Genomic DNA, 20,629 nt, shown 5'->3' on the forward strand with positions numbered 1-20,629 from the left:
GATAACCCCGCACCTGCCGGGTTTGGCGATGTGGCACGCTTTTGGCTAAAACCCCTTTTGAGTAGAAGCGGTCAGCGTGGGCTCTTTCCACGCAGGGCATTGCTCTTGCGGCGCATGGCGCCGTACATCCGGTGTGGATGCTTGAACGTGGCCAGCCCTGGCCATGGCAAGAGAGACGATAGCCCCAGGCACCGCTGTGCCCTGCTCCACTCTCCTGCCTTCGTTCTGCTCCTGCCGGCCACTCGGAAAGGGATGCGGAAACGATGGCCATGAATAAACGGTTTGCTGCCTTCAACCTGCTGGGCGCCGGCGTGCTTGCCGGCCTGACGGGGCCACTGGCGTACGCGGGTGAAAAAGTGACGCTGCTGACGTCCTGGTACGCACAGGCCGAACACGGTGGCTTCTACCAGGCGCTGGCCGAAGGGCTTTACGCCAAGGAAGGCCTTGAGGTGACCATCCGCATGGGTGGGCCGCAGGTCAACGGCATGCAACTGCTGGTGAGCGGCCAGGCGGATTTCATCCTCAACTATGACCTTCAGGTGCTGAAAAGCGTTGAGCAAGGCCTGCCGGTGGTGGCGGTGGCGGCCGCGTTCCAAGGCGACCCTCAAGGCTTGCTCACCCACGAGAACGTCGACGGCTTGAAGTCGCTCAAGGGCAAAAGCGTGCTGGTGTCCACCTCGGGGCAGCAAACCTGGTGGCCATGGCTCAAGCAGAAATACGGCCTGGATGATGCTCAGGCGCGGCCCTATACCTTCAACCTGCAACCCTTTTTGGCCAACCCCGACGCCACGCAACAAGCCTATGCCAGCTCGGAGCTGTTCCAGGCGATCAAGGCCGGCCAGAAGCCCAACTTCTACCTCTTCGCCGACGACGGCTACCCGCCCTACGGCTCCACGGTGGTCACCCGCCGGGACGTTATCGAGCAACACCCGGAGCGGGTCGCAGGCTTTGTGCGCGCCAGCATGGAGGGCTGGAAGCACTACCTCAACGACCCTGCCCGCGGCAACGCGCTGATCCAGCAAGACAACCCCAACATGAGCGATGAGCTCTTGGCCTGGGGCGTGAGCACCTTGCGCAAATACCGCCTGGTGACCGGCGGCGACGCCACCACCCAAGGCATTGGCGTGATGACCGACGCCCGCTGGCAGGCCACCCGCGATTTCATGGTGCAGGCCGGGCTGCTCGGCGCCGCAGCGCCTTGGCAAAGCGCCTACAGCACGCAATTCGTGAAAGCCCTGAACGTGCTGCCCGACCCTGCCGACCTTGCCGCTAGCCACTGATTTTTCTGGAGTACACCCATGCTGGTAACCCAACAACCTGTATTGCGCCGTTTCTGGTACGCACTGCTACCCATGACCGCCCTGGACAACGGCCCGCAGCCGTTTACCTTGCTCGGCGAACCCCTGGTGCTGTGGAAGCACCCCACTGGCGAGCCGGTGGCCATGCGCGACCGCTGCTGCCACCGCACCGCGAAACTCTCCAAAGGCTTTGTGAGCGAAGACGGCAACATCGCCTGCGGCTACCACGGCTGGGAATACGATTGCACCGGCGCCTGCGTGAAAATCCCACAAAACCCGAGCGGCGCTATCCCGCGCGGGGCCAGCGTGCAGGCGTTTCACTGCCAGGAAAAATACGGCTACGCCTGGGTGGCCCTGGACGATCCGTTACGCGACATCCCGGACTTCCCCGAAGACGGCGCACCTGGCTACCGGCGGATCTTCCAGTTCTACGAACAGTGGAATACCAGCCCGCTGCGGGTGATGGAGAACTCGTTCGACAACTCGCACTTCTCCTTCGTGCACAAAGCCAACTTCGGCCTGTTCGATCAACCGGAACCTGCCACCTACGAATTCCGCGAAACCGACTACGGTTTCGAGGCTGAAACCCTGGTGCCCATTCGTAACCCAGAAGCGAGCTACCGCATTACCGGCAGCCAGCAGCCCATCACCCGGCGTCATCTGGTCAACCGCTATTACCTGCCGTTCTCCCGCCGCTTTGGCTGCATGTACCCGGACAGTGGCATCCATCACATCATCTACAACTGCGCCACGCCCATCGACGATGGTCGCCTGATGCTGGTGCAGTGGCTGTACCGAAATGACAGCGAAGAACAGTGCGGCACCCAGGAATTGATCGACTGGGACGCGGCCATCACCGCCGAAGACCGCGAGATCCTCGAAGCCACAGACTACGACGCCTGTGTCGATACCCGCCGCCAGGTGGAGATGCACATGCCGTCCGACAAACCCGGCCTGATGATCCGCCGGCAATTGTTGGGCCTGCTCGAGGCCCATGGCGAAAACGAAGTGTTCCTGCGTTCCTGACCCCGGGGTGCCCCTTATGATGCTGCATAGTCTTGCGATGCCCGCCGCGCCCGTGCTTGACCAGCCCGGACCGAACACGCCGTTGTTCGCTAACCAGGTCGAGAAAACCTACCCCAACGGCACCCAGGCGTTGCAACGGGTGAAGCTGCTGATTCAGCAAGGGGAGTTCGTGTCGCTGCTTGGCCCCTCCGGCTGCGGCAAAAGCACCCTGCTGAAGATGTTCGCCGGGCTTGAGCAGCCGTCCGCCGGGCACGTGCGTTGGTGGGGCAAGGCCGCGCCGGGCGACGGCGAGGCCGGGCAGAGCCTGGGCATGGTGTTCCAGGAAGCGACCCTGATGCCCTGGGCGCGGGTGCGCGATAACGTGCGCCTGCCGCTGGACCTGGCGGGCGTACCGCACGCCGAGAGCGAGCCCAAGGTGGCCGCCGCGCTGGACCTGGTGGGCCTTGGCCGGTTTGGCGCGGCCTACCCCCGCGAGCTGTCCGGCGGCATGCAGATGCGTGCGTCCATCGCCCGCGCGCTGGCCACAACGCCGAACCTGCTGCTGATGGATGAGCCCTTCGGCGCCCTCGACGAATTCACCCGCAACAAGCTCGACAGTGACTTGCGCGACCTTTATGCCCGGCAAGACCTCACCGTAGTGTTCGTCACGCACAGCATCTATGAGGCTGTGTTCCTGTCGTCCCGGGTGTTGGTGATGGGAGCGCGGCCGGGGCGGGTGATCGCCGACGTGGCCATCGACGGGCCCGCGCTGCGTGACGAGGCCTTCCGCGCGTCGCCAGGGTTTATCGCGCAATGCGCGCACCTCTCGCAGCTGCTGGTTGAAGCCAACCATGGCCATCACTGATCTCGCCAGGAGGCTTTCCATGTCTGCATCCCCTACCCCCTGGCTTGCACGGCCACGCCTGCTGGGCATCGTTTCGCCCATGATCGTCGGTGCCCTGTTGCTGGGCGTATGGCAACTCGTCTGCATCGCCTGGCATGTCCCGGTGTACCTGGTGCCCTCGCCGCTAGATATCCTGCGCACGCTGATCGCCGATGGGCCCATGCTAGCGGGCGCGCTATGGGTCACGGTGAAATCACCTGCCTGGCCTTTGCGCTGGCGGTGCTCATCGGCACGCTCGCGGCATTTGTGTTCGTGCAAAGCCGCTTGATCGAGGCCAGCCTGTTCCCTTATGCGATCCTGCTGCAGGTAACCCCTGTGGTCGCCATTGCGCCGCTGATCATCATCTGGTGCAGCAACACCACGCTGGCGCTGGTGATTTGCGCCACCCTGGTGGCGATCTTCCCGGTGATCGCCAATACCGTGCTGGGGCTGCGCAGCGTCAGCCCTGGCCTGCTCAACCTGTTCCGGCTCAACGGCGCCAGCCGTTGGCAAACCCTGCTGCGGCTGCGCATTCCCAGTGCCCTGCCGTGCTTTTTTGCCGGTTTACGTATTGCCAGCGGGCTGGCCCTTATCGGCGCGGTGGTGGCCGAGTTCGTTGCCGGCACCGGCGGCACGGGTGCGGGGCTGGCTTACCAGATCCTGCAAGCGGGCTTTCAACTCAACATTCCCCGGTTGTTCGCCGCCCTGGTGCTGATCGCGCTGACCGGCGTAGCACTGTTCAGCCTGATGGCGCTGCTGGCCAGGCTCAGCCTGCGGCACTGGCACGAGAGTGAATTGCAATGAGAGGCGCGACCCAAATGACTCAAAACAACAGTTGGCTGGTGCGCAATGCGAGCGCGATTCTCACTGGCCTGAAGGGCTCGGCGGCGCGGCACGTGGGCCCGGATATTCGCATTACCGCAGGCACCATCAGCGCGATTGGCACGCTTTCCCCACTGCCCGGTGAACGCGTGCTGGATGCCAGTGGCTGCGTGGTCTACCCGGCGTGGGTAAACACTCACCATCATCTGTTCCAATCGCTGCTCAAAGGCATACCCGAAGGCATCGACCACAGCCTCGGGGCCTGGCTGGCCGCAGTACCCTACCGGTACCGCGGGTTGTTCGACGAGGACAGCTTCCGCCTTGCCGCCCGAATCGGCCTGGTGGAGCTGGCACGCTCCGGGTGTGTCACGGTGGCCGATCATCACTACCTGTACCTGCCCGGCATGGGCTTCGACAGCGCGGCGGTGCTGTTCGAAGAAGCCGAGCGGCTCGGCTTGCGCTTTGTGCTGTGCCGTGGGGGTGCTACCCAGGCGCGGCAGGCCGAGGGGGCCGTGACCGGGGCGGGCGCGGAAACGTTGGACCAGTATCTGCAGGACGTTGAGCGGCTGGTTCAACGCTACCATGACCCGGCTGCCGACAGCTGGCGGCGGATCGTGATGGCTCCAACCAGCCCACCGTATTCAATGCCGCCGGAGCACCTGCGCGAAGCAGCCCGCGCGGCTCGCAGGCTAGGCATCCGGCTGCATAGCCACCTCAGCGAAACCGTGGAATATACCAACGAAACCCAGCGCCGCTGGGGCATGTCGCCGGTGGCTTTCTGCGCCGAGCACGAGTGGCTTGGCGAGGATGTGTGGTTTGCCCACCTGGTGAAGCTGGCGCCCGAGGAAATTCAACTGTTGGGGCAAACCCGTACCGGAATCGCCCATTGCCCGCAAAGCAATGGCCGGCTCGGCAGCGGCATTGCCGACGTGGTGGCACTCGAAGCCGCTGGCGTGCAGGTGTCAATCGGGGTCGATGGCGCGGCCTCGAACGAGGCGTGCGACATGATCAGCGAAACCCACGCCGCCTGGCTGCTGCAACGGGCGAAGGCAGGCGAACGCGCCCTGCCAGCCTCGGCCGGAGGGGCAGAGGAAGGCGGCGCGCACGCGGCAACCGTCGAGGACGTGGTGCGCTGGGGCACGGCCGGCGGCGCGGGCGTGCTCGGGCTAGGGAAAGTGGGCAGCCTGGCGGTTGGCATGGCGGCTGACCTTGCCATCTATCGCCTGGATGAGCCGCGCTATTTCGGCCTTCACGACCCCGCTATCGGGCCCGTGGTTGGTGGCGGCAGGCCTACGCTACGGGCATTGCTGGCAGGCGGGGAATTGAGGGTCGAGAACGACCGGATCCCTGGCCTGGACCTGGCCGAACTGGGCGAGCAAGCGCGCCAGGCCGTTCACCGTTTGCAACGCGCGGCGGGGGTACGGTCATGACCTGGAACGCCATGCGAGTCACCGGGCTGCGCCTGGAACAGCCCGGCATCCTGGGCTTGGAGCTCAGCCCTGCAGACGGGCAACCCTTGGCCACCACCTGGGAGGCCGGTGCCCACGTGGACCTGCGCCTGCCCGGCGGGCTGGTCCGCCAATATTCGCTGGCGGGCCTGCCAACCGACGGGCGGATGCTGATTGCTGTGAAGCGCGAAGCGCAGTCACGCGGCGGGTCGCAATGGCTGCACGAACAGCTGCGGATCGACACCCTGCTGGACGTGGGCCCGCCCCGTAACCTGTTCAAGCTCACCAGCGGCAACGGCCCGGTAGTGCTGATAGCCGCCGGCATTGGCCTCACGCCCTTGCTGGCCATGTATCGCCGGTGCATGGCAGAGGGTCGGCCAGTACGGCTACTGGGTTTTTCTCGCGCGCCCCGGGCCCCTCGCCTGCTGGAGCAGCTGACAGGCGACGTGCAGTGGCATGGCGGGATGGCTGCGGCCCGGATAGCCGAGGTTCTACCGCTCCAGCTGGGAACCTGGCAAGCCGGAAGTACGCTGTATACCTGCGGGCCGCCGGGGTTCATGGACCGGGTGCAAACCACTGCCGTTGAATTGGGCTGGCCAGAGGCCGCACTGCACCGCGAGCATTTCCAGCCGGCTGCCGAACCCGGCCCCGCTGCTGCTATGGAGGATAACTGTGAGCTGGTACTGGCCCGCAGCGGCAGTCGGGTTTCGGTGCGGCCAGGGGAAAGCCTGGCGAACGCCGCCGCCCGGGGTGGAACCCTACTGCCGTTGTCGTGCGGGATGGGCATCTGCGGGGCTTGCGTAACGCGGGTGATCGAAGGCGAAGCGGACCACAGGGATGACTGCCTGACGCCCGCGCAACGGGCAAGTGGTCAATGGATAGCGCCGTGCGTATCCGGGTGCCGCGGTGAGCGCCTGGTGCTGGATGCCTAGGGGGACGAGCCTGACATATACCGCTGCCCCGGACGGGTTGAACTATTGACGGTACGCTTACTCTCCTGTTGGCAGCGTCCCTAAAATCCAGCCTGCTAATCGCCGGTCGCCTTTGCCTTTTCTGACTCTGTTTACTCATCAACGGAGACAGACAATGAAGATTGCGCAAATAGCCCCTCTTTACGAGGCAGTACCGCCACGCCTCTATGGCGGCACTGAACGGGTGGTCGCTCACTTGACCGATGCACTCGTCGACCTTGGCCACCAGGTCACACTATTTGCCGCAGGCAGCGAAGGGACGAAAGCCACACGCGTAACGGGGCGAGCCCACCCACTCAGGCTCGACCCGGAACCGTTCAAGTCCGACCTTGCAAGCCACCTCAGCATGCTGCACGACGTCAAGCGCCGGGCCCATGAGTTCGACATCGTGCACTTCCATATCGACCTGCTGCACTTCCCGTTTTTCGAAACCATGGCCGATCGCACGCTCACTACGTTGCACGGCCGCCTCGACATGAACGACCTGAGCGGAGCGTACCAGCGCTGGAGTGACTTTCCGCTGGTGTCTATTTCCGACCATCAGCGCATTGCATTGCCGCGCGCCAACTGGCACGAAACCATTCCTCACGGCCTCGCCCTAAACGCCTATACGCCCAGTTACCGAGCCGGCGGCTACCTGGCGTTTCTCGGGCGTATTTCCCCTGAAAAACGCCCCGACCGTGCCATCGCCATTGCCATTGCGGCCGGCTTACCGCTCAAGCTCGCGGCCAAGGTAGATAACGCCGACAAGGACTACTTCGATGCCGTGATCAAGCCGATGCTCGATCACCCGCTGATCGAGTTCCTTGGCGAGATCGACGATGCCCAGAAAGGCGAATTCCTCGGCAATGCCCAGGCGTTGCTGTTCCCGATCGATTGGCCGGAGCCCTTCGGCCTGGTGATGATCGAGGCCATGGCCTGCGGCACACCCGTGATCGCCTGGCGTTGCGGGTCGGTGCCGGAAGTCATCGACGAAGGCGTAACCGGTTTTATCGTCGACAACGAGCCCCAGGCCGTTCGTGCCATAAGCCATGCCCTGGAACTGGACCGACGTCAGGTTCGCCGCACGTTCGAGGCGCGGTTCTCGGCCCAGGTGATGGCCAGGCAGTACGTTGCCGCTTACGAAACAATCCTGGCCTCGCACCCGCTGGTTCCTTTCAAGCGGACGGCCTGAGCCAATGCCCACGCGCTTGACCTATGGCGAGGCGGCGCTGCATCCCTCTGAACCGGGCACCGCCATGCCCGAGGGTGTCTTCGTGCTGCTTAGCGATGACACCTTGCATGTGGCAGACGCCTACGGCGACATTTATGGCGGTGAAGACGGCTTGTTCCGCGACGACACTCGGATACTGTCCCGCTACCGCCTCACCCTGGCTGGGCAACGCCCTTCCCTGCTGTCGGCGAAGGTCAGCCAGGACAATGTTTATTTCATTTCGCACCTGACCAACCATGCACTCCCGGCGCTGGGAGAGGACAAATTGCCTCAGGGGGTGCTGCACATTGAACGCAAACGGTTGATCTGGGACCAGCGCCTGTTCGAGTGCGTCAGCCTGGTCAATTACAGCGACCGCTCTTCGGTGGTACCTCTGCGGCTGGAATTCGCGGCCGATTTCAGGGATATGTTCGAGGTTCGGGGTGCGCAGCGGGTCAGCCGAGGCACCCAGGCAGTGCCCGCGGTGAGCGCCCGGCAGGTGAAGTTTGGCTATGTAGGGCTGGACCGCAAAAAACGAAACGTCGCGATCAGTTTCTCGACGTCACCTACTCGCCTTGATGAGCGCAGCGCCCTGTTTGCCATCAGGGTGGCGGCGCGCGCCCAGGAATCCCTATACATCGAAATTGGCGCAGCGCCCGAAATACCTTCCCGGCTGCGGTTCCGCGCCGCCGCAGCGCGGGCCCGTAGTGCGATGAAGGCCAAGCAGCGACGTGGCGCAACCTTCAAGGTGTCGGGCAGGCTGTTTCAGGGCTGGCTGGACAAATCCCGGGCCGACCTGGCGCTGCTGACGTCCGACCTCCCCACCGGCCCCTATCCCTACGCCGGCACCCCGTGGTTTTCGACGCCGTTCGGGCGAGATGCGGTCATCACGGCGTATCAGCTGTTGTGGATCAACCCAGCGATGGCCAAAGGCGTGCTGGGCTATCTTGGCCTGCATCAGGCCCGGGAAGTGTCGACGTTTCGGGACGCCGAGCCTGGCAAAATCATGCACGAGACCCGCAAGGGCGAAATGTCCTTGCTCAACGAATTGCCCTTTGGGCGCTACTACGGCGGGGTCGATACCACGCCGCTGTTCGTGATGCTGGCGGGGGCTTACGCACGGCGTACCCTGGACCATGCCTTTATCGAAACGCTGTGGCCAGCACTCGAGCTGGCGGCGCAATGGATTGAAAGCAACGCCGCGAACAACAAGGATGGCTTTGTCAGCTATGCCCGAGGTGAAACCAGCGGGCTCGCCAATCAAGGCTGGAAAGACAGCCATGACTCGGTGTCCCTCGCCAATGGCGGGTCACCTGAAGGCCCGATTGCGCTGGTTGAGGTCCAAGGCTACGCCTACGGTGCGTACCTGAGCATGGCGCAGCTGTCTGAAGCACGCGGGCAACCCGAGCGTGCGCAGCACTGGGCCGCCCGGGCCGAAGCCATGCGCCAAGCCGTAGAGCGCTGCTTCTGGATGGAAGAGAAGCAGTTCTATGCCTTGGCCCTCGATGGCCGGGGCAAACAGTGCCAGGTGTGCGGCTCCAACCCCGGGCACCTGTTGTTCACCGGGCTGCCGCGCCCGGAACGCGGGCGACTGGTGGCCCGCAAACTGCTCAGCCCGCCACTTCACAGTGGCTGGGGTGTGCGCACGCTCGGCATGGAAGAAGCACGGTACAACCCGATGTCGTACCACAACGGCTCGGTCTGGCCACACGACGTGGCCCTCTGCGCCGCAGGCATCGCCAAGTATGGCGGGCAGGCCGGGGCGGAGCAGCTGTTGTCCGGGATCTTCGAGGCGGCAGTGCACTTCGACATGCGCCTGCCTGAGCTGTTTTGTGGCTTTACCCGAACTGCCCCATGCGAAGCACCCACGCCGTATCCGGTGGCCTGCCTGCCACAGGCATGGGCAGCAGGGTCGGCGTTCATGTTGCTGCAAGCGTGCCTGGGCATTCAGATCGATGCCCGCCAGGCCCGGGTAATCGTCACCGACCCGCAACTGCCGGCCGGGATCGACTGGCTCAAGATGCGCCACCTTCAGTTCGGGGACTACAGCGTGGACATTATCTTCCAACGGGTCGGGGATCGGGTAAGTGCCTATATCGAACACCAGAGCGGGCCGACACGGGTGCTGATGGATATTCGGATTTGACGGCCATGGAACGAGCAACTTCGGGAAAAGTACAAGCCCTGCCTAAACTTCCAGGACAACGCATCAATCGAACAGCCGGATAAATAAATAGCTCGGAATGATTACTTAAAAAACCTACTGCAAAACATACTCGTGAAATACCCTAGGGCCATGTTGCTCGTCTTGCCGGCTGGTGAACCCCATACTGTCGGCAAGAAACTGCATTTCCTGGTTGCCGGAAGCGTCCATCGAGGAAATTTTCCGAAAGCCCTGGCGCGTGGCAGTGTCCATCAAATGTTGCATCAACGCAGTTGCCACACCTCGGCGCTGCCAGGCCTCGGACACTGCTATCGCAAACTCGCAGTGTGCATCGCCTTCAAAGGCCCCGTAGCGGGCAGTTCCGATCTGTGCCAGCTTGTTCCCTTCGTAAGCAAGGGCGATGTAGGCCATGCGATTGGGCGAGCCCACATCCATAAGCTGATTGTGCGTTCCGTGGAGGTCGCTGAACGAAGCGAGGAACCGAAAATGCGGAGTATCCTTGCCAAGGGCCTCGAAAAAAAGAAGGTCCCGCTCCCGATCCGACGAAGCAAGCTCACGGATCAGTATCGGAGAGTCGTCTTTCAAGGACTCCAGCCAATAATCCCCTTCCAGGCCGTTAGTTTCGTCATCGAATCGCTTTATAATACCGGCATTATAACTCATGCAAATTCCTCCTGAATTTAGTTCAACTTCCATTGCAGCATAGGCTTACGCGAACTTTAAATACGGTTTATTTATAAAAGCGGAGCCATTTCAGACAGTCGGTAGCCGCTTCGCATAGCGCAAAAGCTGAAATGCAGCACTGCATGAAATAAGCGAGTTGATTATCAAAAACTTAGGGGAATCAAACGCCATTCAAATGAATGACAACCATTGGTGGCACCCAGAGATAAACGTCGTACACATGACGGCGGGCAGCGCTCACCCCACCGGATTGGCAATACCGAGCATTTCAACCCGGGGCTCGGCGACCGCCGTCGCTGCGAACAGAAAGTCGCTGTCATCGAGTTCAAGGCCGTGGTTGCCGGCCAGGGAAACCTCGAAACGACGCCCGGCCCCGTCTACCTGGAAGTTTTTGAGGTACGTTCGGTCCAGCGTTGCGCTGTAACTCACTTGCAGCGTATCGGCCGTTCCGTCGCCCAACCTGGTAAAGCCCATAGCTGCCAGGTCGATACGGTCGTCACCGTCCACATAGTCGATGATCAGGTCTGCCGCACTGGTGGTGGCGGTGCGATAGCTGTCTTCAAGGGCAACGAAGCGAAAGAGGTCTTCGCCCGCTCCTCCCACCAGCCGGTCGCGGCCACTGCCCCCCACCAGCACGTCGTTGCCGGCTCCCGCGTCCAGGCGATCATTCCCGGCGAGCTCCTCCAGTACCTCCGGTAGCACAGTGCCGTTCAGGCGGTCGTTCCCCGCAGTGCCCTGCTTCAGCACAGGCGCAAATATCAGGGTGTTTGAATCCAGCGCCCCGCTGAAGTCCCCTTCAAGTACCAGTTCGAACCTGTGCCCTTCAGCATCCGGCTGGAAGCTTTTGAGGTACGTGCGGGTACCGTCGGCGTTGGTGTGTATCGCCAAGGTACCCTCGCGGCCATCGCCCAAGCCGGCAAAACCAAGAGCGATCAGGTCTATGCGGTCCTCGGTCGGATCAAAATCGCGGATGCGGTCCGCAGCGTTCTGGGTGATGCTGCGGTAGCTGTCCTCGACCGAGGCGAAGCGGAAGATATCCGCACCCTCACCGCCCACCAGCACATCCCGGCCGCCATTACCCTGCAGCAGGTCGTCACCCCCCAGGCCGCGAAGTGTCTCGCCTTCAGCCAGGCCCTGCACATCGTCCGCTACCCGGCTGCCGTCCACGTGGTACCTGCCATCCGGGCTGGCGAAGGTCGTGTCCAGCTGCCCGTCGGCGGTCAGCCGCACTACGGCGTAGTCGCTGCTTCCGTTCACCTGGGTGGCACCGCCAAGCAGGAGCTTGCCGTCGGCCTGCACCGTTACCGCATAGGCGAAATGCGCCGAACCTTGCGGGTTTACCATCGCCACTCCGCCAGCGCCAAAGGCGGTGTCCTTGCTGCCATCAGGATCAAGGCGCACCACGCTGAACGCCTCGTCGAGATTGCTACCGGCGATCACGATCTTTCCATCGTTCTGCACCGCCAGGGCACCGCGAAAATCCGCAAGGTCTTGAGCGTCGAACACCACCCGCCCTTGCTCACCGAACCCGGTATCGAGTGTTCCATCGGCGTTCACCCGCACCAGCCCAGGCCGATAGGTGCCCTCTACGAAAAGATCGCCCGCCAGGATGAACTGTCCATTCTCCATCGGCAGGGTAAATGCCTTGAACGCAAAGGTGACGGTCTGATCCACGCCCACGATGCCTTGATCGCCAAACGTGACATCCGCCGTGCCGTCAGGCAGCAGCCGCAGTAGTTCTACCCGCCCTGCAGTAGTGCTGCTGACCAGTAACGTGCCGTCCGGGCTTGCATGAAGGTGGGTAAGGTCCGGATCGTAATCATCCGGGATCGCCGCCCGGCTATTGGCGGCATAACTGGCATCGGGCGCACCGTTCGCTGCGAAACGCAGCACGGAGAGGTCCCAGGATTCGCTGCCGGGGTTGGATTGCAACGCCAGGGTAGTGTCATCGGGCAGTACTGTTACCTGGTAGCCCGTCGCGTCGAGCGCTGTGCGGCCGTCGTCGCCGAAGCCGGTGCTCACGCGGCCATCGGCATTAAGCCTTACCTCCGTTGTTTCGGCAGCTCGCGGGGAACCGTTGAACACGCTTAGGCCAACGACATTGATGCTGCCATTGGCTCGCACGGCCAGGCTATTGAAAAAATCCTCGGAAGTGGCCACGTCCAGCAAGGCAATGCCCGGCGCGGTTCGGCTGAGATGGGAGGCAGCGGCAGGCAGGTCAGCGGTCGACATGGTTCGATCCTTCTGTAGAGGACAGTAAGCCGTTCACGACACGCTTTACAGTAGTGCGCCGGGCCAGAGATGCCACTCCCTGGCTGCGCCGCCCATCCGCTGCTTGCTGGCACCTCTTACTGGGCCGCTACCGGTGCAGCCGTAGCCTTGGCGTTATGCTCGGCCACCAGCTTGTAGAAGGTCACCTGCCCGCCTTCGGTGGCATAGCCGGTGTTGTCCTGGGTATACACACCGGCCTTGAAGTACAGGTCCTTGGTTTTCCAGCCGGGGTCGAGCTTGTAGCTCCATTGCGCGCCAGCGGCGTTAACCAGCAACTGGCCGCTCGGCGTGAGGTGGATGGTGTAGGTGATACGCGTGGCCAACGGCACGTTGGAGGCGATGTTGATCACTGTTGGCTCATCCTGCTCGGGGCTTGGCCGTAGCTTGGCGACAATATTGCCAAGGCGCTTGGCGTCCTTGTACTGGTATTCCACCTTCAGCAGCGGCTCGTTGCTGCCGTACTGGTGAATCTGCCCGATGACCACCTTGCCGCTGGAGGGCACCTGATTCACGCTGAGGCTGGCGCGCAGGAAGTTATCGGCATCGGGGTACTTCCAGTTATGCACCCGCCCGTCCGGGAAGGTCTCTCGCAATTCCGAACGCGGAAACTTCGCGCTTTTCGTCACAGAACCCGTCACGGGCGCCCAGAAGAACAACGTACCGGAGTCGCTATGGAAGTAGCTGTCCCGGTAGCCAGCGGCCAGTGCTGGCGTATCGACTGTCATCGCCGGGCTTCCAACCGGCACACTCAAGTTCCAAACAGTTAGGTCGATCATGGAAATTCACCTTCAAGGCAGGTATCCATCGAAAGAAGCCGGGGCGCATCAGCGGGCGGGAATGCCCGTGCCAGGTGCGTTACTGTTTAGAGAATGAGCAAAAGATGAATGACTGCATGGGCGCATGCCCCGCCTGTCCGGTGCTCGCCAAGTGCTTGATTTATTGGATCCTCAAAATATGCCGTTAGTCGGCTCACGGTTTCGGCTGTGTGAACCGCCTTTCCCACCACAGCTTTTAATACACGTCCCGCAGATATCGCTTCTGTTGCGCCAACGTTCGGATATAAACCTGGGCCGTTTCGCTGGTATGGCCACCGTGGGTTCGAGCAATGTCGCAGAGGGCTGTTTCCACGTCCCGGGCCATGCGGCTGGCGTCCCCGCATACATAAAGCGAGGCGCCCTCTTCCAGCCAACGCCATAACTGCGCGCCCTGCTCGCGCATGCGGTCCTGCACATACAGCTTGTTGGCCTGATCGCGGGAAAACGCCAGGCTGAGAGAGGTCAGCAAGCCATCGCTGTGCATCCCTTCCAGTTCCTCGCGGTAGTAGTAATCCGACGCGGCGTGCTGTTCGCCGAAGAACAACCAGTTGCGCCCGGTGTGGCCCAGGGCGCGCCGTTCATGCAAAAACCCACGAAACGGCGCAATGCCGGTGCCGGGGCCGATCATGATCATCGGCGTGTCGCCCTGTTCAGGTACGCGGAAGTGGCGCGACGCTTGAACGAACGCTTGCACATCACGGCCGAGTGCGCGGTCAGCGAGGTAGGTCGAGGCAACCCCCTTGCGCTGGCCGTAACGCACCGTACCCACCGTAAGGTGCACCTCGCCGATGTGGGCGAGAGGGCTGGATGCAATGGAATACAACCGGGGCTGCAAGCGTTTCAAGCTTGCCAGCAGCTCGGGGGCCGCATGGCTGGCGGGAAACTCCCGAAGCACGTCTGCCAGCTGCCGGCCCCATAGCCAGTCCTTGAGCACGGCACGCTTGGGCCCGAGCAGGTCGCCCAGCGCCGCATGGCCGCTTCGCTGCGCCACGAGCGCCAATGCTTCAGGGGTCGGCCTGGCGATTTCATAGTGGTCCATGAGCGCTATGCGCAAGGGCATTTCGCCTGCGCTGGGCACGACCACGGGCTGCTCGCCATCAAGCCCACTGTGATCAAGAATTTCTTCGACCAGCTCGGGGCAGTTACGCGGCCATACACCAAGGGCGTCGCCGGCTTCATAACGCAGGCCGGAGTCGTCCAGCGCGAAAATCAGTTGCCGGGTGTCTTTGCTGGATCCTGCTTTATTGAGCTTTACGCTATGGGCCAGGCGCAAGGCGGCGGGGCATGCCTTGGTAATGGCGGGTGCAGCCACTACTGGGGGTATATCTGGCTTTTCGCCAAGGCCTTGCCCTAGCCCGTCCAGTAACGTGTCCAGCCACTGCTGCGCGGTGTCATCGGCGTCGGCCTCGCAATCGAGCCGCGCGGCCAGGCGCTGCGCACCCAGCTCCGAAAGGCGCTGGTCCAGGTTCTTGCCGTGCTGGCAGAACCGGTCGTAACTGGTATCGCCCAACGCCAGCACGGCATAGCGCACCTTGGCCAGGTTCGGCGCACCTGTGTTCAGGGTCTTCCAGAACACCTGCCCGTTATCGGGTGGGTCGCCGTCACCGAAGGTGCTGCTGAGCAACAGCAGGTTGCTCGCCTGCTCCAGTTGATGTGCCGGGTAGCTGTCCATCGATGCCAGTTCCACGCTGCAACCCGCCGCAGTGAGGCGCTGGGCGAAGCGTGCGGCAAGGGCTTGGGCATTACCCGTTTGCGAAGCCCATAACAGGGTGATCGGCAATGCATCAGGGTTGGCCGCAGGTACGGCCAGGTGTTCGGCGGCCAGCCCGGCCGTGCGGCTGAACATTCCAGCGAGCATCCCGTCCAGCCACAGCCTCACAGGGGCGGCCAACGGCGCGCTTGCGGGCAGGCTCGGTATGCCGGCGTTCGGGTTGGCGCGCAGCCCCCCGATGAAGCCGCCCATATAGGTACGCTCAGCATCGCTCAGCGGCGGAGGGGCAGACTGCTGTACCCCGATCAGGTTGGCAAAGGCGTCGATAGCAGCCATGTCGGTTTCCCTGCACGTAAGCGGAAGGTGGGCCTGTGCCTCTTCATGAACCGAGGTTTCCAGAAACTGGTGGTCAAGCAGGTCCACACGGCTGAGGCTGACCGCACAGAACTTGAATTCGGGCTGTTGGGAGATCGGATCGATCGCATCGTTGGTGACCGCATTGATCGCGAGGTTTTCGCCATAGAGATCATTCCAATGGAATGGCGCGAAGCAGGCACCTGGGCGCACGCGGTCACTGACCAGCACCGGCAATACGGCACGGCCGCGGCGCGAGCGCACTTCAAGGTGATCCTTGCCCTTCACACCCAGGCGCTCGGCGTCTTCGGGGTGCACTTCTATGAAGGGCCCCGGGTTCAGCTTGTTGAGGGTGGAGATTTTCCCGGTCTTGGTCAGGGTGTGCCATTGGTGCTGCACCCGGCCGGTGTTGAGTACAAACGGGTACGCCACGTCGGGCAGCTCGGCCGGGGGCATATACGGCCGCGCAAAAAACCGCGCCTTACCGTTTGCCGTAGGAAACGCCAGCCGCGGTTGGCTGCCATCCTCGCGCACGGCCAGTGCCTGGCTGATGCCATTGTTAAGGTAGCGGATCGGTGAACGGCTGCCGTCGGCCTCCCCCGCGCTGGGCCACTGTACGGGGCCTTGGCGCAACCGGTGATGGCTAACGCCCCGGATGTCATAACCGGTGCCCGGATTGTGAAAGCGTTTGATTTCCTCGAACACATCCGCCGCGCAGCTGTAGGAAAAACCCTCGGCATAACCCATGGCACAGGCGACTTCGGCGATGATGCGCCAGTCGGCCATCGCTTCGCCGGGCGGCGGTACGGCCTGCTGCATGAGCGTGAGGTTGCGTTCAGAGTTGATCATCACGCCCTCGGCCTCGGCCCACAGCGCGCCGGGCAGCAGTACGTCCGCATAGCGGTTGGTCTCGGTGTCGAGGTAGGCATCCTGGGTGATCACCAGCTCTGCCATTTGCAGGCCCTCGATCACCTTGGCGCGGTTAGCCACGCTGGCTACCGGGTTGGTGCAGATGATCCAGCAGGCCTTGACGCCGCCGGCGGCCATGCTTTCGAACAATGCAACGGTGCCCGACCCCAGCCGGGTGTGCAGCGTGCCCTCCGGGATACCCCAGGCGCGTTCCACGAATGCACGGTCCTCGTCCACCAGCACCGAGCGCTGACCTGGCAGGCCGGGGCCCATGTAGCCCATCTCGCGCCCGCCCATGGCATTGGGCTGGCCGGTGAGTGAAAACGGCCCACTGCCGGGCTGGCAGATCTTGCCGGTGGCCAGGTGCAGGTTGCACAGCGCGTTGGTGTTCCAGGTGCCGTGGGTGGACTGGTTCAGGCCCATGGTCCAGCAACTCATCCAGGCCCCGGCCTCGCCGATCCACTGCGCCGCCTGGGCGATCGCTTCGGGCGCCAGGCCGGTGATCTGCGCTACCGCTTCGGGGGTGTACTGAGACAGGAATTCCGGCAGCTCGCCCCACCCCTCGGTGAATTCGGCGATAAACGCCGCGTCGGTGTGGCCGTTTAGGTGCAACAGGTACAACAGGCCATTGAGCAGGGCCAGGTCGGTGCCTGGGTTGATCTGCAGGAACAGGTCGGCTTTTTCCGCCGTGGCGTTGCGCCGAGGGTCCACCACGATCAGCTTCGCCCCGGCCTTCACCCGGTCCATCATGCGCAGGAAAAGAATAGGGTGACAGTCGGCCATGTTCGCGCCGATCACGAAAAACAGGTCGGCCTTGTCCAGGTCGTCATAGGCACCGGGCGGGCCGTCGGCGCCCAGCGACAGTTTGTAGCCGCTACTTGCGCTGGCCATGCACAGGCGTGAGTTGGATTCGATCTGGTTGGTGCCGATGTAACCCTTGGCCAGCTTGTTCACCAGGTACTGGGCTTCGAGGGACATTTGCCCGGACACATAAAAGGCTATGGCGTCCGGCCCGTGGGTGTCGAGGATGGCACGCAGGCGCTCGGCCGTGCTGCGCACCGCTTCAGCCATGGGCGTGCGTACCGGCTCCAGCGCCCTGCCCTCACGCAGGTAAGCGTGGGCCATCCGGCCAGAGCCCTCCAGCACCTGGTGGCAGGTAGTCCCCTTGGTGCACAGGCGGCCGCCATTGGTGGGGTGCTGCTTGTCGCCCACCACTTTGCTAACCCGCCCCTCCCGTACCTGCATGACAATGCCGCAGCCAACGCCGCAGTAAGGGCACACACTTCGAATCGTTTGTTCCGCCACGGCCTTTTCTCGCCCCTTTAAAAACGAAAACGCCATGCGGCCCTTCTGAACGTTTCAGAGGGCAGCACGGCGACGTTGTCGTGTTGGGGTGATCGACGTTGACCACAAGCAGGCTGAAGCAATGGCTATGCCATACGCAGCAACCGCCCGTGGCACGGGCCCTGAACGGTAAACACAAGGGGTGTGTTGCGTTTCAGGTGCACCATCAGGCAGCGCTGTGCTGGCCTGCGGTGCAGAAACGGGCCGTGTTACTGGCCGTCAGCGCGGCAACCTGATCGGTTTGATGATTATGCTCATCGGCCGGAATGATGGCCGATGCTTCCGGTATCTTGCTAAAATCGACTCCGCCAAGGGCCCTACCCAGCCCTTGCCACCGCGTATCAGCAACCGCCAGGAGAATGCCCGATGGCAACCCGCAAGAAACGCCCCAACAAGGCCAAGAGCATCGTTGCCCAACCACTGTTCAGGTCCAGGCAAGAACGCCCAGGCAAAGGAAAAGGCAGTTATAAAAGAAACGGCTCCCCTCAGTGGGAGCCGTCTTCGTTTCCGGGGTTGGTAAATATCACCGAAGCAGCCTGAAGGCTTCGCTTACAGGCCGATGCCCGTCAGCCGTGCACGCTATAGCACACAGCGTCCGCCGGCATGGGCAGTTCGTCCACTGCGTGAACCACGCCCGCGCCCAGGGCTTCCTCGGCATTGAGAATGCGGGGAGCGGCGATCAGGCAGCTCGAAACATCAAGCGGAACGCTGGCGCCATAGGTGCGCTCATCAACGATGCGCGAATAAAGCTCTAGGTCATAATCCAGGCTCATGGCGTACTCGGACATCCGCGCATGGTCCACCGAGCCGTGCAAGTTCCAGTGGAACGGGTGGAACAGGAATTTGCTGTGCTTGCAAGCCGTGCGCCGCTGCCCTGCAAGGAAAATGATATTACCCATGGACTCCACCGTGCCCAGGTTATGGGTGTGCACAGGGATAGGTAACGCGATGAGGAAGTTGTACAGCGAAAAGCCATAGCTGCACTCGCCGCCCATGGTTGCGATCTTGATCACGATGTCGGAAGCGCCTTTCTGCACCGCCAGCGAACACTTTTCGATCAACTCCCCTGTGGAGGTGGAATTGATCGATGAAGTGAAATGCACAATGTGTGTGGTCATGGGTGACTGCTCTCCATGCGGCAAAGTAAAGCGAACTGATCACGCCCGTACAGCTTGGGCGACAGCCCTTGGCCTGCCGCGTAGGCTGGGCCTCGGCCGCGGGTTGAGTGGTGTGAGGTGACGGCACATACCCCTCGAGGGACCGGCGGCGGCTATAAATGTGGAACCAGCCAGCGACCAGCCAGTTCAAGAGGGCCCATGCCGCAGGACGAACGGCCCAAAATAACGGCGCACCGATTATTGGTGCGCGATGTAGTTTTGGTGCCTTGAAATAGTCCGCCGCGGGTGGCGAAGTTATAGGAGAATCGCCCGCCTGAATCCTTCGGAGGCTGTAATGTCCCTACCCCGCTCCCTCGCCTGGCCCCTCGGCCTGATCACGCTTTGCGCCCTCGCTGCCCCCACCTGGTCGGCCCAGCAAGGCTCGAAAGCCGCCACCGCGCCGTCTGCTGCCAGCGCTGCAACCTCCATCTCCCTGCTGGCGGGCAAGCTGCGTTTCAGCCTGCCTTCGGGCTATGAAAGCGCCGCGTTGCCTCCAGGGGATGCCAGCAACGGAACGGCCGGGGCTGAGGGCACGCTCTACATGAACGAAGCGCAAAAACGCATCGTGGTGGTGACGGAGATGCCGCTTCAGAACGCCCTTGATGCCAGCAAAGCGGAGAACGATGCCTTTCTGGCCAGCGCCAGCCAAGGCTTCATCAGCCGACAAGCCCAGGGCCTGCCAGACTTCCATCAGACCGGCGACAAGCGGGTGAGCCTGAACGGCCTGGCCGCCCAGCAAATCGACGCCACGGCCACGATTGGCGGCGGTAAAACCCTTACCACCTACTTCATGGCGGGTGCTGGGCCACGCATGGCGATCGTGCAGGTCATTTCACGAGAAACGGACCGTGCAGGGCATGACGCGGTGCTGCAACGCATCACCTCAGGCGCTGCTCGCTGAGCCGGGCGCGCTGGTACCAAAAACGTTCCCAATGCCTGAGGCAGTCGCAAGCATTATTGCCTGCGGGCCTGTCGCCGCTTCCGGCGGATGCTCTTAATCGCGCCCCAGGGCAAACTTCTCCAACCCTTCCCCTTCCAGCCGGTAACGTACCCACTCTTCATGGGCCTTGGCGCCAATGGAGGTGTAGAAGTCGATCGCCGGCTGGTTCCAGTCCAGCACGCTCCAGTCCATGCGGCCGCAGCCGGTATCATGGGCGATCTTCGCCAGGTGGCGTAGCAGCGCCTTGCCCGCCCCGATACCACGGTGCTGTGGCGACACGAACAGGTCTTCCAGGTAGAGGCCCTTGCGGCCCTGCCAGGTGGAATAACTGAGGAAATACACGGCAAAGCCCACCGGCTGCCCGTCCACTTCGCAGATCAAAGCCTTCGCTGGCGAGGGTTCATCGAACAGGCTGCGCTCAATGTCAGCCAGCTTCGCCTGGACCTCGTGTTCGGCGTTTTCGTAGATCGCAAGCTCGGTGATATACCCGAGGATCACAGCGGCGTCGCTTCGTGTGGCATCACGAATATGAAGGGTCACGGCAAAACATCCTTAAGCAATAGACGGTACCCAAGGATACTGGCTCAGGCCGCTTCGGCTATCACGACATTTTGAAATGACCGGTTGCTCCTGGCCTTTTGGATTCCAGCGGTCCGGATGA

General features: G+C 62.6%; 17 protein-coding genes. 11 read left to right on the forward strand and 6 right to left on the reverse strand.

Annotation, left to right across the window (positions count from 1 at the left end):
• The first annotated feature begins 269 nt into the window (after positions 1-269).
• From LG385_RS14945 to LG385_RS14980, 9 genes are all read left to right on the forward strand, one after another.
• Positions 270-1,280 carry an ABC transporter substrate-binding protein gene (locus tag LG385_RS14945; RefSeq protein WP_225774935.1) on the forward strand — a complete coding sequence of 337 codons (1,011 nt, stop codon included), beginning with the start codon at positions 270-272 and terminating at the stop codon, positions 1,278-1,280.
• Between the two features lie 18 nt (positions 1,281-1,298).
• Positions 1,299-2,324, forward strand: coding sequence for an aromatic ring-hydroxylating oxygenase subunit alpha (locus LG385_RS14950; RefSeq protein ID WP_225774936.1), 1,026 nt, complete (start codon positions 1,299-1,301; stop codon positions 2,322-2,324).
• A 16-nt stretch (positions 2,325-2,340) separates the two neighbouring features.
• Positions 2,341-3,168 carry an ABC transporter ATP-binding protein gene (locus tag LG385_RS14955; protein WP_225774937.1) on the forward strand — a complete coding sequence of 276 codons (828 nt, stop codon included), beginning with the start codon at positions 2,341-2,343 and terminating at the stop codon, positions 3,166-3,168.
• 19 nt (positions 3,169-3,187) lie between these two features.
• Entirely contained in the window at positions 3,188-3,475 is a 288-nt protein-coding gene (locus tag LG385_RS25470) for a hypothetical protein (protein WP_263974699.1), read from the forward strand.
• Positions 3,385-3,990: an ABC transporter permease gene (locus LG385_RS14960; protein WP_263974700.1), complete on the forward strand. Its 606-nt coding sequence runs from the start codon at positions 3,385-3,387 to the stop codon at positions 3,988-3,990. Before LG385_RS25470 ends, LG385_RS14960 begins: the two co-directional genes overlap by 91 nt.
• A 14-nt stretch (positions 3,991-4,004) precedes the next feature.
• A complete protein-coding gene (locus LG385_RS14965) occupies positions 4,005-5,438 on the forward strand; it encodes an amidohydrolase family protein (protein WP_225774938.1) in 1,434 nt (477 codons plus the stop codon).
• Positions 5,435-6,388 carry a PDR/VanB family oxidoreductase gene (locus LG385_RS14970; protein WP_225774939.1) on the forward strand — a complete coding sequence of 318 codons (954 nt, stop codon included), beginning with the start codon at positions 5,435-5,437 and terminating at the stop codon, positions 6,386-6,388. Before LG385_RS14965 ends, LG385_RS14970 begins: the two co-directional genes overlap by 4 nt.
• Before the next feature lie 154 nt (positions 6,389-6,542).
• A complete protein-coding gene (locus tag LG385_RS14975) occupies positions 6,543-7,601 on the forward strand; it encodes a glycosyltransferase family 4 protein (protein ID WP_225774940.1) in 1,059 nt (352 codons plus the stop codon).
• Positions 7,602-7,605: 4 nt separating this feature from the next.
• Positions 7,606-9,765 carry an amylo-alpha-1,6-glucosidase gene (locus LG385_RS14980; protein WP_225774941.1) on the forward strand — a complete coding sequence of 720 codons (2,160 nt, stop codon included), beginning with the start codon at positions 7,606-7,608 and terminating at the stop codon, positions 9,763-9,765.
• 114 nt (positions 9,766-9,879) lie between these two features.
• Here the strand turns inward: LG385_RS14980 and LG385_RS14985 are convergent, their stop codons facing one another.
• The 4 genes from LG385_RS14985 to LG385_RS15000 form a co-directional block, all read right to left on the reverse strand.
• A complete protein-coding gene (locus LG385_RS14985) occupies positions 9,880-10,446 on the reverse strand; it encodes a GNAT family N-acetyltransferase (protein ID WP_181115032.1) in 567 nt (188 codons plus the stop codon).
• A gap of 258 nt (positions 10,447-10,704) precedes the next feature.
• On the reverse strand, positions 10,705-12,699 hold the full coding sequence (locus LG385_RS14990; RefSeq protein WP_225774942.1) for a M10 family metallopeptidase C-terminal domain-containing protein: 1,995 nt from the start codon (positions 12,697-12,699) through the stop codon (positions 10,705-10,707).
• Between the two features lie 116 nt (positions 12,700-12,815).
• Positions 12,816-13,514, reverse strand: a complete 699-nt coding sequence (locus LG385_RS14995) for a polysaccharide lyase family 7 protein (protein ID WP_225774943.1) — start codon at positions 13,512-13,514, stop codon at positions 12,816-12,818.
• A gap of 235 nt (positions 13,515-13,749) precedes the next feature.
• Positions 13,750-17,832, reverse strand: a complete 4,083-nt coding sequence (locus LG385_RS15000; protein ID WP_225776253.1) for a bifunctional nitrate reductase/sulfite reductase flavoprotein subunit alpha — start codon at positions 17,830-17,832, stop codon at positions 13,750-13,752.
• A gap of 405 nt (positions 17,833-18,237) precedes the next feature.
• Between LG385_RS15000 and arfA the strand changes: the two genes are divergently transcribed.
• Complete coding sequence (gene arfA, locus LG385_RS15005) at positions 18,238-18,411, forward strand: alternative ribosome rescue factor ArfA (protein WP_225774944.1); 174 nt, start codon at positions 18,238-18,240, stop codon at positions 18,409-18,411.
• A 26-nt stretch (positions 18,412-18,437) separates the two neighbouring features.
• Here arfA and LG385_RS15010 read toward each other — a convergent pair whose 3' ends face one another.
• A complete protein-coding gene (locus LG385_RS15010; protein WP_225774945.1) occupies positions 18,438-18,989 on the reverse strand; it encodes an ATP-dependent Clp protease proteolytic subunit in 552 nt (183 codons plus the stop codon).
• 334 nt (positions 18,990-19,323) lie between these two features.
• Here LG385_RS15010 and LG385_RS15015 point away from each other — a divergent pair, with 334 nt between their 5' ends.
• Positions 19,324-19,929: a hypothetical protein gene (locus tag LG385_RS15015; protein ID WP_225774946.1), complete on the forward strand. Its 606-nt coding sequence runs from the start codon at positions 19,324-19,326 to the stop codon at positions 19,927-19,929.
• Positions 19,930-20,022: 93 nt separating this feature from the next.
• On the opposite strand, the gene LG385_RS15020 is transcribed toward LG385_RS15015, so the two are convergent.
• On the reverse strand, positions 20,023-20,508 hold the full coding sequence (locus LG385_RS15020; RefSeq protein ID WP_181115057.1) for a GNAT family N-acetyltransferase: 486 nt from the start codon (positions 20,506-20,508) through the stop codon (positions 20,023-20,025).
• Positions 20,509-20,629: the final 121 nt, after the last annotated feature.

It is taken from the genome of Pseudomonas sp. Marseille-Q5115, assembly GCF_916618905.1.
Lineage (GTDB): Bacteria > Pseudomonadota > Gammaproteobacteria > Pseudomonadales > Pseudomonadaceae > Aquipseudomonas > Aquipseudomonas japonica_A.

Bases quoted from the DNA above. Each gene is read 5' to 3' on its own strand.
- LG385_RS14945 (WP_225774935.1), top strand. From the start codon at position 270: ATGAATAAACGGTTTGCTGCCTTCAACCTGCTGGGCGCCGGCGTGCTT.
- LG385_RS14950 (WP_225774936.1), top strand. From the start codon at position 1,299: ATGCTGGTAACCCAACAACCTGTATTGCGCCGTTTCTGGTACGCACTG.
- LG385_RS14955 (WP_225774937.1), top strand. From the start codon at position 2,341: ATGATGCTGCATAGTCTTGCGATGCCCGCCGCGCCCGTGCTTGACCAG.
- LG385_RS25470 (WP_263974699.1), top strand. From the start codon at position 3,188: ATGTCTGCATCCCCTACCCCCTGGCTTGCACGGCCACGCCTGCTGGGC.
- LG385_RS14960 (WP_263974700.1), top strand. From the start codon at position 3,385: ATGGGTCACGGTGAAATCACCTGCCTGGCCTTTGCGCTGGCGGTGCTC.
- LG385_RS14965 (WP_225774938.1), top strand. From the start codon at position 4,005: ATGACTCAAAACAACAGTTGGCTGGTGCGCAATGCGAGCGCGATTCTC.
- LG385_RS14970 (WP_225774939.1), top strand. From the start codon at position 5,435: ATGACCTGGAACGCCATGCGAGTCACCGGGCTGCGCCTGGAACAGCCC.
- LG385_RS14975 (WP_225774940.1), top strand. From the start codon at position 6,543: ATGAAGATTGCGCAAATAGCCCCTCTTTACGAGGCAGTACCGCCACGC.
- LG385_RS14980 (WP_225774941.1), top strand. From the start codon at position 7,606: ATGCCCACGCGCTTGACCTATGGCGAGGCGGCGCTGCATCCCTCTGAA.
- LG385_RS14985 (WP_181115032.1), bottom strand. From the start codon at position 10,446: ATGAGTTATAATGCCGGTATTATAAAGCGATTCGATGACGAAACTAAC.
- LG385_RS14990 (WP_225774942.1), bottom strand. From the start codon at position 12,699: ATGTCGACCGCTGACCTGCCTGCCGCTGCCTCCCATCTCAGCCGAACC.
- LG385_RS14995 (WP_225774943.1), bottom strand. From the start codon at position 13,514: ATGATCGACCTAACTGTTTGGAACTTGAGTGTGCCGGTTGGAAGCCCG.
- arfA (WP_225774944.1), top strand. From the start codon at position 18,238: ATGGCAACCCGCAAGAAACGCCCCAACAAGGCCAAGAGCATCGTTGCC.
- LG385_RS15010 (WP_225774945.1), bottom strand. From the start codon at position 18,989: ATGACCACACACATTGTGCATTTCACTTCATCGATCAATTCCACCTCC.
- LG385_RS15015 (WP_225774946.1), top strand. From the start codon at position 19,324: ATGTCCCTACCCCGCTCCCTCGCCTGGCCCCTCGGCCTGATCACGCTT.